16 protein-coding genes and 1 tRNA gene are annotated in these 12,624 nt (G+C 65.5%); 10 read left to right on the top strand and 7 right to left on the bottom strand.

Going from position 1 to position 12,624, the window contains the following annotated elements; all coding sequences use genetic code 11:
- Nucleotides 1–150 precede the first annotated feature (150 nt).
- From ACO055_RS04485 to ACO055_RS04465, 5 genes are all read left to right on the top strand, one after another.
- Nucleotides 151–423 carry an HU family DNA-binding protein gene (locus ACO055_RS04485; protein WP_037510426.1) on the top strand — a complete coding sequence of 91 codons (273 nt, stop codon included), beginning with the start codon at nt 151–153 and terminating at the stop codon, nt 421–423.
- A gap of 163 nt (nt 424–586) precedes the next feature.
- Nucleotides 587–661: transfer RNA gene (locus ACO055_RS04480), tRNA-Val, on the top strand.
- 89 nt (nt 662–750) lie between these two features.
- Entirely contained in the window at nt 751–1,059 is a 309-nt protein-coding gene (locus tag ACO055_RS04475; protein WP_422061405.1) for a hypothetical protein, read from the top strand.
- Nucleotides 1,060–1,179: 120 nt separating this feature from the next.
- Nucleotides 1,180–1,842 (top strand): response regulator transcription factor, encoded by a 663-nt coding sequence (locus ACO055_RS04470; RefSeq protein ID WP_422061404.1) that lies wholly within the window; start codon nt 1,180–1,182, stop codon nt 1,840–1,842.
- Between the two features lie 96 nt (nt 1,843–1,938).
- Nucleotides 1,939–3,243 (top strand): sensor histidine kinase, encoded by a 1,305-nt coding sequence (locus tag ACO055_RS04465; RefSeq protein ID WP_422062413.1) that lies wholly within the window; start codon nt 1,939–1,941, stop codon nt 3,241–3,243.
- A gap of 339 nt (nt 3,244–3,582) precedes the next feature.
- Here the strand turns inward: ACO055_RS04465 and ACO055_RS04460 are convergent, their stop codons facing one another.
- Both ACO055_RS04460 and ACO055_RS04455 read right to left on the bottom strand, forming a co-directional pair.
- Nucleotides 3,583–4,278, bottom strand: a complete 696-nt coding sequence (locus ACO055_RS04460; RefSeq protein WP_422061403.1) for a glutathione S-transferase N-terminal domain-containing protein — start codon at nt 4,276–4,278, stop codon at nt 3,583–3,585.
- Nucleotides 4,275–4,562, bottom strand: a complete 288-nt coding sequence (locus ACO055_RS04455) for a chorismate mutase (RefSeq protein ID WP_422061402.1) — start codon at nt 4,560–4,562, stop codon at nt 4,275–4,277. The genes ACO055_RS04460 and ACO055_RS04455 overlap by 4 nt, the downstream gene beginning before the upstream one ends.
- 103 nt (nt 4,563–4,665) lie before the next feature.
- Here ACO055_RS04455 and ACO055_RS04450 point away from each other — a divergent pair, with 103 nt between their 5' ends.
- From ACO055_RS04450 to ACO055_RS04435, 4 genes are all read left to right on the top strand, one after another.
- Nucleotides 4,666–5,679, top strand: coding sequence for a polyprenyl synthetase family protein (locus ACO055_RS04450; RefSeq protein ID WP_422061401.1), 1,014 nt, complete (start codon nt 4,666–4,668; stop codon nt 5,677–5,679).
- A gap of 16 nt (nt 5,680–5,695) precedes the next feature.
- Nucleotides 5,696–6,076, top strand: a complete 381-nt coding sequence (locus tag ACO055_RS04445; RefSeq protein ID WP_422061400.1) for a DUF1801 domain-containing protein — start codon at nt 5,696–5,698, stop codon at nt 6,074–6,076.
- Complete coding sequence (gene hrpB / locus ACO055_RS04440; RefSeq protein ID WP_422061399.1) at nt 6,073–8,541, top strand: ATP-dependent helicase HrpB; 2,469 nt, start codon at nt 6,073–6,075, stop codon at nt 8,539–8,541. The genes ACO055_RS04445 and hrpB overlap by 4 nt, the downstream gene beginning before the upstream one ends.
- 180 nt (nt 8,542–8,721) lie before the next feature.
- Entirely contained in the window at nt 8,722–9,000 is a 279-nt protein-coding gene (locus ACO055_RS04435) for an ETC complex I subunit (RefSeq protein WP_422061398.1), read from the top strand.
- A gap of 33 nt (nt 9,001–9,033) precedes the next feature.
- Here the strand turns inward: ACO055_RS04435 and ACO055_RS04430 are convergent, their stop codons facing one another.
- From ACO055_RS04430 to ACO055_RS04410, 5 genes are all read right to left on the bottom strand, one after another.
- On the bottom strand, nt 9,034–9,249 hold the full coding sequence (locus ACO055_RS04430; protein WP_422061397.1) for a DUF4170 domain-containing protein: 216 nt from the start codon (nt 9,247–9,249) through the stop codon (nt 9,034–9,036).
- A gap of 79 nt (nt 9,250–9,328) precedes the next feature.
- Entirely contained in the window at nt 9,329–9,682 is a 354-nt protein-coding gene (locus ACO055_RS04425; protein ID WP_422061396.1) for a hypothetical protein, read from the bottom strand.
- Nucleotides 9,666–10,037, bottom strand: coding sequence for a hypothetical protein (locus tag ACO055_RS04420; RefSeq protein ID WP_422061395.1), 372 nt, complete (start codon nt 10,035–10,037; stop codon nt 9,666–9,668). Before ACO055_RS04420 ends, ACO055_RS04425 begins: the two co-directional genes overlap by 17 nt.
- The gene (locus tag ACO055_RS04415; protein WP_422061394.1) at nt 10,037–10,486 is read right to left on the bottom strand and encodes a hypothetical protein; all 450 of its coding nucleotides are present in this window, start codon (nt 10,484–10,486) and stop codon (nt 10,037–10,039) included. The genes ACO055_RS04420 and ACO055_RS04415 overlap by 1 nt, the downstream gene beginning before the upstream one ends.
- Nucleotides 10,487–10,503: 17 nt before the next feature.
- Entirely contained in the window at nt 10,504–11,046 is a 543-nt protein-coding gene (locus tag ACO055_RS04410; RefSeq protein ID WP_422061393.1) for a hypothetical protein, read from the bottom strand.
- A gap of 213 nt (nt 11,047–11,259) precedes the next feature.
- Here ACO055_RS04410 and eno point away from each other — a divergent pair, with 213 nt between their 5' ends.
- A complete protein-coding gene (eno, locus tag ACO055_RS04405; protein WP_422061392.1) occupies nt 11,260–12,534 on the top strand; it encodes a phosphopyruvate hydratase in 1,275 nt (424 codons plus the stop codon).
- The last annotated feature ends 90 nt before the right edge of the window (nt 12,535–12,624 follow it).

The raw sequence follows: 12,624 nt of genomic DNA, 5'->3' as shown, positions 1-12,624 counted from the left end.
TTTCGACGTAAATTCGTCGCAGAATCGACGTTTTGGGTAGTTTTTCGGCCTTTTTTGCTTTGACAAGGTGGGGCGAAACATCGTTAGTGGCGCGCCATGGCTTCGGGCCATGAATCATTCAACCAACCATAACGCAGGGGTTCCTTAGGCATGAACAAACAAGACCTGATCGCCGCCGTCGCTGACTCGAGCGGCCTGACCAAGGGCGACGCGAGCAAGGCCGTCGAAGCTGTTTTCGACGCGATCACGGGCTCGCTCAAGAAGGGCGGCGAAGTCCGTCTCGTCGGCTTTGGCACGTTCGCCGTCAGCAAGCGCAAGGCCTCGACCGGTCGCAACCCGCGCACCGGTGAAACGATGACCATCGCGGCGTCGAACCAGCCGAAGTTCAAGGCCGGCAAGGCCCTCAAGGACGCCGTCAACTAAGTTGACAGGCACCTTCTGGTGAAAACATTTCGGGCCGTGGCGCAAGCTGCGGCCCGATTTGCATGGGCGGACGGGGGCGCCTGCAAATGGACGTTGCATTACCCGCGCGAGCGGCTATGGACGTCCGGCTTTCGGAGCATCGACCATCGGTCGGCACCGGGACGGGCGCGTAGCTCAGCGGTAGAGCACACCCTTCACACGGGTGGGGTCACAGGTTCAATCCCTGTCGCGCCCACCATTGTCCCAAGCGAAACGGCTGCCGACCCGAACGTCGGCTTGCTGTCCCATTCATCGCCTATTCAATGCGTCGCCTCTAGGACCTTGGGCATGTTCCGCATTCTGACCACTATGCTCGTTCCGGCTCTGCTGCTCGCCAGCGGCGTGCCCGCTATCGCGCGCGGCGATCGCGACCAGGACAGCCTGCGCGATGCCGCGGCGCAGGGACAGGTGATCCCGCTCAACCGGCTGATCGCCGAAGTCCGGTCGCGCCCGCCGTACAGCGGCATGAGCTATCTTGGCGGCCCGCAGTTCGACCCCGACCGGATGATCTATGCGCTGAAGTTCATGGACGGCGCGCAGGTCGTCATCGTCTATGTCGATGCCCGCACCGGCCGGATCGTCGGACGCAAACCCTGACATTCGCGAAAACGCCGCACCGTCTGTCGCAACGAGATTTTGCGGTGGGCGTTCGGACTTGATACACAGTTGTCACAGAGCGGCCTGGCGCGACCGGGCACGCAGAGGAAAGGCGCTTGAATGCGGATTTTGATTGTCGAGGACGAGCCCACGCTGGGCCCGCAGCTCAAGGCGACGCTCGAAGGCGCCGGCTATGCCGTCGACCTCGCGACCGATGGCGAAGATGGCCATTTTCTGGGTTCGACCGAAAATTACGACGCGGCGATCCTCGACCTCGGCCTCCCCGAAATCGACGGCCTGACCGTGCTCGACCGCTGGCGCCGCGAAAAGCGCAATTTTCCGGTGCTTGTCCTCACGGCGCGCGACAGCTGGTCGGACAAGGTCGCCGGGCTCGATGCCGGCGCCGATGATTATCTTGCCAAGCCCTTCCAGACCGAAGAGCTGATCGCCCGCCTTCGCGCGCTGATCCGCCGCGCTGCGGGCAATGCCTCGAGCGAGCTGATTGCGGGCAAGGTCCGCCTCGACACCCGCTCGGGTCGCGTCACGCTCGATGGGGAGCCGGTGAAACTGACGGCGCAGGAATATAAGCTCCTCTCGTACCTGCTCCATCACAAGGGCAAGGTCGTCTCGCGCACCGAATTGATCGAGCATATCTATGATCAGGATTTCGATCGCGATTCGAACACGATCGAAGTGTTCGTGACGCGCATCCGCAAAAAGCTGGGGGCCGACATCATCACCACCATCCGCGGTCTCGGTTACCAGCTCGACGATCCGCAATAAGGCATGGCCGAAGCCGACGTCGCCTCGGCGGTAGCATCCGATCCGGCGAAGCCGGCAGCGCTCACGAGCCGTATCACGGGCTCGCTCGCGCGGCGCATGATCGCGATCGCGACGCTCTGGATTTCGGTGCTGCTGATCGGCGGCGGCTTCGCGCTCGACCGCGTGCTGACCACCGCGATCACGCGCAACTTCGATTCGAGCCTCGAATATGTGCTGATCGCGATGATCCGCTCGTCGGAGATCGGCCCCGACGGCGAGGTACGGCTGATCGAGCCGCTCGGCGACCAGCGCTTCCTCGAACCCTATAGCGGCCTTTATTGGCAGATCAGCGGCGGCGGGCAGGAGCCTTATCGCTCGCGGTCGCTGTGGGAACGCTCGTTGACGCCGCCGCGCGAGCATGTCGATGACGCGCTTCACACCTACAACAGCAACCAGTTCCCCGACGAGGAACTGCGCGTGCTCGAACGCAATGTCATCCTGCCGGGCAGCAAGACGAGTTGGCGGTTCCAGATCGCCCAGTCGCGCGACGCGCTCGATCTGCAGATCCGCGCGGTGCGCGCGACGCTGATTCCCAGCCTGGCGTTGCTCGGCGTCGGGCTGATCGTGCTTGCGGCGCTCCAGACCTTTTATGGCCTGCTGCCGCTCCGCCAGATCCGCCGGGCGATCGCCGCGATGCGCGGCGGCCAGCATCGCCGTGTTACCGCACCATTGCCGCTCGAAGTGCAGCCGATGGTCGAGGAACTCAACGCGCTGCTCGCGCATAACGAGAAACAGGCCGAAGAAGCACGGCTTCACGCCGGCAATCTCGCGCATGCGTTGAAAACGCCGCTGACCGTGCTTGTGAACAGTGCGGCGGGGTCGGGCGATGAATTGGCGCAGACCGTCCGGCGCGAGGCCGCGACGATGCAGCGGCAGGTCGACCACCACCTCGCGCGCGCGCGCGCCGTCGGACGACGCGGCGCGGCACAGGCCCGCGCCAACATCCGCGACAGCGTCGACAGCGTGTCGCGCGCTGTCGGGCTGCTCTATCCAAAGGTCCGGCTCGATGCCTCGGGCGACAAGGCGTTGATCGCACGCGTCGAGCGGCAGGATCTCGACGAATTGATCGGCAATCTCCTCGAAAATGCTGCCAAATACGGCGGCGGCAGCGTATTCGTCACGGTCCAGCGCGAAGGCGCGACTGCCGAAATACTGGTCGAAGACGACGGCCCCGGCATCTCGCCCGCCGACCGACAGCGCATCTTCGACCGCGGCGTGCGGCTCGACAGCGGCAAACCGGGGACCGGACTGGGTCTTGCGATCGTTCGCGACGTCGCGGAAATTTACGGCGGCAGCATCGCGCTCGAGGAGAGCGAGGATCTGGGCGGACTGCTCGTGCGGCTGAAGCTGCCGGCGGGTTAGTCGGCTTGGCGTGGGAAGCGGACGTTGCTCCCTTCGTCATTCCGGGGAAAGCGGGAAGCTGGCGACCCAGCGTGTTCCCCGGCGAAGGCCGGGGTCCACAGCGTGCTCACGCAACGCCGGCTGTCGAACGCTCTGGACCCCGGCCTTCGCCGGGGAACACATCAGCATCGTTTGCGATTGGTCGTTAACCTCCGTCATGCTGAACTTGTTTCAGCATCCATGGCCGGACTTCTCATTTCGCGCCGTGTCCAAGGAAACGGCCGCCAATGGATCCTGAAACAAGTTCGGGATGACGACAAAAGGGACGTCGTCTTTCGGTCGCGTGCAGTCGCTATTGTTTCATGTCGCGCAGACCACCAGCCCGCGCTGCACGGCAGGTCGCGCGAGGCCGCGTTCCAGCCATGCCTGGACATGGTGGAACCGATCGAACCCGACGATCGCGGCAGCGTCATAAAAACCGATCAGGTTGCGGATCCAGCCGATCAGCGAGATGTCGGCGATGCTATAGTCTTCGCCCATGATCCACGTCCGTCCATCGAGCCGCCCGTCGAGCACCTCCAGCAGCCGCGCCGATTCCGCTGCGTACCGGTCGCGCGGGCGCTTATCCTCATAATCCTTGCCTGCGAATTTGTGGAAGAAGCCAAGCTGGCCGAAGATCGGACCCGCGCCGCCCATCTGCCACATCAGCCACTGGATCGCTTCATAGCGCCGCCCTGGGTCTTCCGGCAGGAATCGGTCGGTCTTGTCGGCCAGATAGAGCAGGATCGCGCCCGATTCGAACAAGGCGAGCGGCTTTCCTCCCGGCCCGTCGGGATCGTAGATCGCGGGAATCTTGCCATTGGGATTGAGCGCGAGGAACGCCGGATCGTGGCTCTCGTTCGCCATGATGTCGACGCGGTGCGCTTCATAAGGCAGCCCGCATTCCTCGAGCATGATACTGACCTTGACGCCATTGGGCGTCGGCGCGCCGAACAGCTGAAGCCGATCGGGATGCTCGGCGGGCCATCTTGCAAAGATCGGATGGTCCGGCGTCATACGCCTGCCTCGCGTTTCACTTGCTGGTGATGCCGGATCACTTCCTCAATGATGAAGCGCAGGAATTTTTCGGTGAAATCGGGGTCGAGATCGGCGTCGCGCGCCAGGCTGCGGAGTCGCTCGATCTGCCGTTCTTCGCGCGACGGATCGGCGGGGGGCAGGCCGTCGCGGGCTTTGAGTTCGCCGACCGCCTTGGTCACCTTGAACCGTTCGGCGAGCATATAGACGAGTGCGGCGTCGATATTGTCGATGCTCTGGCGGTAACGGCTCAGTTGGTCGTCCATGCGGGTTCCTCTCGTATCCGGCACGCTTGGCACCGGGCAGGGCAGCAAAGCAAGCCGAAAGTCGTTGCAAATTTACGGCCCTCCGGCCAAGGCTCGCCCCATCATGACTGCCGAGATCCACCTTCTGCACGGCGATCGTCCGCCCTCGCTCGACCCGATGATGGCGCTCGTCGCCGCCGATATGAACGAGGTGAATTCGGTCATTCTCGATCGCATGCAGTCCGAAGTTCCGCTGATCCCCGAACTCGCCGGCCATTTGATCGCGGGCGGTGGCAAGCGGATGCGCCCGATGCTGACGCTCGCCTGTGGCAAGCTGCTCGATTATCCCGGCCGCCGCCACTGCAAGCTCGCTGCTGCGGTTGAATTCATTCACACGGCAACGTTGCTGCACGACGATGTCGTCGACAAATCGGGCCTCCGGCGGGGCCGCAAGACCGCCAACATCATCTGGGGCAACAGCGCCTCGGTCCTCGTCGGCGACTTCCTGTTCAGCCGCGCTTTCGAGGTGATGGTCGAGGACGGATCGCTGAAAGTGCTCAAGATCCTCTCGCGCGCTTCGGCCGTGATCGCCGAGGGCGAAGTCAACCAGCTGTCGGCGCAGCGCCGGATCGAAACGAGCGAAGACCAGTATCTCGCGATCATCAATGCCAAGACGGCCGAGCTGTTCGCCGCCGCGTGCAAGATTGCCGCGGTCGTTGCCGAGCGTGACGATGCCGCCGAAGCTGCGCTCGACGCCTATGGCCGCAACCTCGGCATCGCCTTCCAGCTCGTCGACGATGCGATCGACTATGTCTCCGACGAGGAAACGATGGGGAAGGGGGTCGGCGACGACTTCCGCGACGGCAAGGTCACTCTGCCGGTCATCCTGGCCTATGCGCGCGGATCGGCCGACGAGCGCGACTTCTGGAAACAGGCGATCATCGGGCATCGCACGTCGGACGAAGATCTCGCCTATGCCACCAACCTGCTCCGCAAGCACGGCACGATCGACGACACGCTGGCGCGTGCGCGCCACTATGGCCAGCGCGCGGTCGACGCCATCGGCGGCTTCCGCTCCAGTCAGGCGAAAGCGGCGTTGACCGAAGCGGTCGCCTTCGCGGTCGCGCGCGCTTATTGAGCTGGCGCCGATGGCGATGATGGGCCCAGCGGCGGAAAGCCCCGACGCCTATGTCGCTGCGCTTTCGGGTTGGCAGCGCGAGCGCTGCGAGATGATGCGCGCCGCGATCATGGGCGCCGCCCCCTTCGACGAAGTGATCAAATGGACCAATCTCGTCTTCATGGCGAACGGTCCCTGCGTATTGATCCGCGCCGAGGATCATCGCGTATTGCTCGGCTTCTGGCGCGGAAAGCGGCTGCGCGAGGTCGATCCGCGGATCAAGGCGAGCGGGAAATATGAGCTCGGCAATCTGGTGATGACCGAAGCGACCGAGGTCACCGCCGACCAAGTGTCGCGCCTCGCCGCCGAAGCGTTCCGGCTCAATATCGAACTGGGCAATCCTGCGGCGCGGACATGACGACCATTCCGCTGCCGATCGATCTGGTGCTGCCCGACATCATGGCGGCGCTGGTGTTCAAGCCCAATGCCGTCGTCGTCGCCCCGCCGGGGGCGGGCAAGACGACGCGCGTCGCGCCGGCGTTGCTCGACCAGCCGTGGTGCAAAGGCAATGTGTGGCTGCTCTCGCCGCGCCGCCTCGCGGCGCGCGCCGCGGCGGAACGCATCGCCGAAGAAGTGGGCGAGGCTGTCGGCGGCCGCGTCGGCTATGCGACGCGGCTCGACAGCAAGCAGTCGGTGGCAACGCGCCTGCTTGTCATGACGCCCGGGCTGTTCCGCAACCGCATCCTCGCAGACCCCGAATTGCACGGCGTGTCGGCGGTGTTGTTCGACGAGGTGCATGAGCGGAGCCTCGACGGCGATTTCGCGCTCGCGCTGGCTATCGACGCGCAGCAGGGGCTCCGCGACGACCTTCGCCTCGTCGCCATGTCGGCGACGCTCGACGGCGCGCGCTTTGGCGCGCTGCTCGGCAATGCGCCGGTCGTGCGGAGCGAAGGCAAAAGCTGGCCGCTGGACCTCCGCCACATCGGCCGCCGCGCCGAAGACCGGCTGGAGGCGTCGGTTCTGATGGCCGTCCGGCAAGCGATGGCTGACGAGCAGGCGGGCGACATGCTCGCCTTCCTTCCGGGCGCTGCCGACATCGAACGCGCCGCCGCCGCGGTCGAAGCAGCGGGATTGCCGCTCGTCGTCCACCGGCTTCACGGCCAGATCGATCCGGCGCTGCAACGCAAGGCGCTCGTTCGCGACCCCGATGGCGGGCGCAAGCTGATCCTCGCGACGAGCATCGCCGAAACCAGCCTCACCATCGAGGGCGTACGGATCGTGATCGACGCGGGTCTGTCGCGTCGTCCGCGTTTCGACAAGGCCGCGGGTATCGCACGCCTCGTCACCGAACGCGCGAGCCAGGCATCGGCGACGCAGCGCGCAGGCCGCGCGGCGCGGCAGGGGCCGGGGGTCGCCTATCGCTTGTGGGAAGCGGCGGCGACCGCCGGTATGCCGCCGTTCGATCCGCCCGAGATTCACGAGAATGACCTGATGCCCGTCGTGCTCGATTGCGCGAGCTGGGGCATCATCGACCCGCGGCAACTCGGCTGGCTCGACCCGCCATCGCCCGCGGCGATCAGCGAAGCCAAATCGCGTTTGCAGGCGATCGGCGCGCTCGGCGCCGACGCGCGCATCACCGCGCACGGCAGGGCATTGGCTTCGATCCCGCTGCCGGTGCCGCTGGCGCATATGGTGCTCGATGCAGCGCGCGCCGGCGAAGCCGAACTGGCCGCACGGCTGGCCGTTCTGCTGACCGAGCCGGGGCTTGGCGGGCGCGGCGTCGATGTCGAGGCGCGGCTCGCGCGCTGGAAGGGCATGAGGGGCGACCGCGCCGATGGGGCGTCGAGGCTCGCGCGGCGGCTCGCAAGTATCGGAGAAAAACTGGCGATCGGAGCGGGCGGCATGCGCGAACGCTCGGTCGGCGGCTGGATCGCGACCTCGTGGCCCGACCGTGTCGCGCGCCAGCGGGCGGGACAGCGCGGCGACTATCTGAGCGCAGGCGGCCGCGCGTACAAACTCGACCCGCTCGATCCGCTGGCGAACAGCGAATGGCTCGCCATCGCCGATGCTCAGGGGCATGCGGCGGGCGTGCGTATCCTTGGCGCGGCACCGGTCACCCTGGCCGAGGTCGAGGCGATATTTGCCGACCATATCATCAGCCGCTCGGCGAGCAGCTATGACCCCGCCAGCGATCGCGTCGATCATCGGCGCGAGCGCCGTTTGGGCGCGATTGCCCTGTCGAGCGGGCAGGCGGGGCGCAGCGAGGGTGCCGAAGACGATGTTGCGATGCGGCTCGCCGCCGTCCGCGAAAAGGGGCTTGGCCTTGTTGGCTGGGGGCCGGTGTCGCAGGCGCTGCGCCAGCGTGCGTCCTTCGCCGGGCTGGACGCGCTGTCGGCACCGGCGCTTGCCGACAGCCTTGATCTCTGGCTCGCGCCGCTGCTCGAACGGTCGCGCGGCCTGCGCGACATCGGCGACCAGCGACTCGTCGATGCGCTGTCGGGGCTGCTCGACTGGTCTGCGCGGCAACGCCTCGAGAAGCTTGCGCCTGCCGATTATATGACCCCTGCGGGTAGCCGCCACGCGATCGACTATGGCGCCGATGGCGGCCCGGCGGTCAGCGTCCGCGTGCAGGAGATGTTCGGTCTGGCGCGCCATCCGGTGATCGGCGATCCACCGATCCCGCTCGTCCTTGCTCTGACCTCCCCCGCGCACCGGCCGATCCAGACGAGCCGCGACATCGCGTCCTTCTGGAGCGGCAGCTGGTACGAAGTCGCAAAGGAGATGCGCGGGCGCTATCCGAAGCATAGCTGGCCCGACGATCCGGCAAGTGCCCGCCCCACATTGATGACGAAAGCGGCGCAGGCACGGCGCGATGCGCAATAGGCACGTCCCGGAATATTCGTCATCCCGGACTTGATCCGGGATCCACCACGCCAGCGCCGAATGGATCCCGGATCAAGTCCGGGATGACGATGGAGAGGATGGTGGCCTTTTTCTTCCCTTTTCGCGGCTGCAGCTTCCCGCTAAGGCGGCCTTACCGGCACCCAGTTTTAGGACGATCCCATGAAAGCGCGCATTTTCCAGAAGCCCAAAAATGCGATGCAGTCGGGCCGCGCCGGAACGCAGCGCTGGTTCCTGGAGTTCGCGCCCGCCGAAGCGCGCAAGGCCGATCCGCTGATGGGCTGGGCGGGCAGCGGCGACACGCAGCGCCAGCTTCGCCTGGGCTTTGCGACCAGCGACGAGGCCGCGGCCTATGCAGCGAAGAACGGTATCGAGGTGGAGATCGCACCCACGCCGGTCCGCACCCTGAAGATTCAGGCTTACGCCGACAATTTCCGTTGATGACGTCGCTCCCGCATTTGCGGGGATGACGGATTACTCGGCTTGCGGCTGCAACAATTTGTGCAGGTGGACGACGACATATTTCATTTCGGCATCGTCGACCGTGCGTTGCGCGGCGCTGCGCCAAGCCTTTTCGGCCGATTTATAGTCGGGAAACAGGCCGACGACGTCGAGGTTGTGTAGGTCGGTGAAGTCGAGACCCTGCGGATCGCTGACGCGTCCACCGAACACGAGGTGCAATTTGCTCATGACTGCTTTCCTTGCGGATTAACGCGGGGAGGGGAGAAGGCGCGGCCCCTACCAGCGCTTCGCCGTTACGGCAAGCCGGTCAGTCGTCGTTGCGGCCTTTGGGCAGCAGCGACCCGAGCAAAGCGCCGATCGCGACCGCGCCGGCGACGAGTGCCAGCGGCTGCTTCTCGGCAACGTCCTTGAGCTTGCTGTTCGCGCGCTTGGCCTGCACCTTGCCCTTTTCATACACCTCGCCGGCGACTTCGCGCGCGGCGTCTGCCTGTTCGCGGCTCTTCGCGGCGAGTTCGCTCGTCGCGGCGCGGGCGCGGCCGTATCCGTCCTGGATCCGCGCCTTCGCCGCCTCGGCGGTCGCGCGCGCATTTTCGGCGGTTTTCTCGGCAAGTTCACTCGCTTTGGCGCGGGCTTCGCTTGCGGTTTCACTGATCGGCTTCATCATGGTCCTCCGTCAAATCTTCGTCGGCTGTTTCAGGCCTGAATTTCTCGATGGCCGCTTCGGCCAGATCCTGCACCTTCTGCGCAAGCCGAGGTGCATGCTCCTTGATCGGTTCGCGAAACAGCCACGCCAGCCCCGCCACCGCAGCGAGCGCAATCGGCAGGCGGTTGTTGCGAAACTCCCGCCGCACCGCCTGCGCGGTGTCGTCGATCTTGGCGTCGAGGCGGTATTTTCCCCGCGCGACCAGCGCCTTCGGCTTGAGCGCCGCCTGCGCGACGTCGAGCCGCCGGTGCAGTTCGGCACGCTGGAGCATCGAGCGGCGTGCGGCATTTATCAGGCGGTTGCGCGATCGCATCAGTCGTCGGGGCTTTCGTTCGTGAGATCGCGGCGAAGCGCGGTGCGGATGTCGCCATAGCTGAGCCGCGCCCGCCATCCCGCGAAAGCAGCAATCAGCAGCAAGAGGATCACGACGATCAGCGTCGCCGCCAAGGGCCCGACGAGCGGCGTCAGCACCAGGATGGCCCCGAACGCAAGCGCCAGCATCGCGACGCCCAGCGCGCTGGCGGCAATGACGCCCCACGCGGCGGACCAGCTGGCGCCATGCAGCGCCAGCTCGCCGCGCGCTTCGATCAGCGCCAGCTCGGCCTTTGCCGTCGCCGACAGATTGTCGACGACATCGCCGACGATCTTGTCGAGCGGCACGGGCGGCGGCGCGACAGGGCGGCCGCCGGGCGCATAGCCGTGGCTCACGCGCTCATAGGCACGCGCATCGCCCTGCGGCGGTTCGGAATCAGGAGGTGACATCTGTGCGACTGTAGCGGTCAGTCGCTGCTCGAGCCACCCTTGAGCATACGGGCAAGCACGAAACCGATAACGGTCGCCGCACCGACTGCAATCGCCGGGTTCTTCTTGACCATATCCTTGGTCGACGCAGCGAGCTCGTCGAGATCCTTTTTGTCGAGCGTCGAGGCGAGACCGGCGACGGTTGCAGCCGCCGACCGCGCATAATCGCCATATTGCTTGCCGAACTTGCTATCGACGGTGCCGGCGCTGTCTTCGAGCATCTTCGCCAGGCTGCCGACCGCCTCGGCGGCCTTGTCCTTGCCCTTGGTCGCGGCGCCGCGCGCCCTGTTCGATGCCTGGTTCGCAAGCGTGCTCGCATCGCTTTTCAGCGCGGCAGCCTTTTTCGTCGCTTCCGACTTGATGGTGTCGCGCGTTGCGGCAAGCTGGTCACGGATCGGATGATCCTTTGTGGTCGCCTTCTTGGCGACGGGCTTGCGCGCGGGAGCGGCCTTGGCGGCAGCAGGTTTGGCGGGAGCCTTGGGCGCGACTTTCTTTGCGGCGGGAGTGGCAGCTTTGGCCATGGGCTTTGTCCTCTTCTCTTCGGGCCTTACGTCGGCGGGGGATGCCGGGCGGGTCCCTTTTCGGTTCTACCACATTATATAGCAAGACGGGGCGATTGGTTCCATAGCGCGGCAAAATTCCTATGCAGCGGTTGCACTAGCGGCAGGCCGTCGATAACAGGCGGGCGCCTATCCCACTTGGCCCGCCCGGGGCTGCACAGCAGGACGACCTTCATGACCGCCATCATCGACATCCACGGCCGCGAAATTCTCGACAGTCGCGGCAATCCCACCGTCGAAGTCGATGTGTTGCTGGAGGACGGCAGCTTCGGCCGCGCCGCGGTGCCGTCGGGCGCGTCGACCGGCGCGCATGAAGCGGTCGAGCTGCGCGATGGCGACAAGGGCCGGTATCTGGGCAAAGGCGTCACCAAGGCGGTTGCCGCCGTCAATGGCGAGATCGCCGAGGCGCTGCTCGGCCTCGATGCCGAGGATCAGCGCGAACTCGACATGGTGATGATCGATCTCGACGGGACCCCGAACAAGGCGCGCCTCGGCGCCAACGCCATCCTCGGCGTCAGCCTGGCCGCTGCGAAGGCCGCGGCCGATGCCCGCGGCCTGCCGCTCTACCGCTATGTCGGCGGCGTTTCGGCGCGGACCTTGCCCGTTCCGATGATGAACATCATCAACGGCGGCGAACATGCCGACAATCCGATCGACGTTCAGGAATTCATGATCATGCCAGTCGGCGCCGGGAGCATCGCCGAAGCCGTGCGCTGGGGCAGCGAGATTTTCCACACACTGAAGAAAGGCCTGTCGGCAAAGGGCCTCGCGACAGCGGTCGGCGACGAGGGCGGCTTCGCCCCGAACCTCGCTTCGACCCGCGCGGCGCTCGATTTCATCGCCGCCTCGGTCGACCAGGCGGGCTTCAAGCTCGGCACCGATGTCGTCCTCGCGCTCGATTGCGCCGCGACCGAATTCTTCAAGAACGGCAAATATGAGATCAGCGGCGAAGGGCTTTCGCTCAGCCCCGAACAGATGGCCGAATATCTGGCCGCGCTGGTCAAGGATTATCCGATTCTGTCGATCGAGGACGGGATGAGCGAAGACGACTTCACGGGCTGGAAGGCGCTCACCGACCTGGTCGGCGACAAGTGCCAGCTCGTCGGCGACGACCTGTTCGTCACCAACCCGTTGCGCCTGGAGCAGGGGATCAAGGACGGTCTCGCAAACTCGCTGCTCGTCAAGGTCAACCAGATCGGCACGCTGTCCGAAACGCTCGACGCGGTCGATATGGCGCATCGCGCGCGCTACACGGCGGTGATGTCACACCGTTCGGGCGAGACCGAGGATTCGACCATCGCCGACCTCGCGGTCGCGACCAACTGCGGCCAGATCAAGACCGGCAGCCTCGCGCGGTCGGATCGGCTCGCCAAGTACAACCAGCTGATCCGTATCGAGGAAGAGCTGGGTGATATGGCGCGCTACCCGGGGATGGCTATTTTCGGGTAAAGCTTCGCACCCAATTTCGTCATCCCGGACGCGATCGGGGATCCATTTCGGCGCTTGACCACCTAGACCCCGGATCATGTCCGGGGTGAC

It is taken from the genome of Sphingopyxis sp., assembly GCF_965227415.1.
Taxonomy (GTDB): Bacteria; Pseudomonadota; Alphaproteobacteria; order Sphingomonadales; family Sphingomonadaceae; genus Sphingopyxis.
Note: the sequence above shows the minus strand (reverse complement) of the source record. Positions and strands in the feature narration are given on the sequence as shown.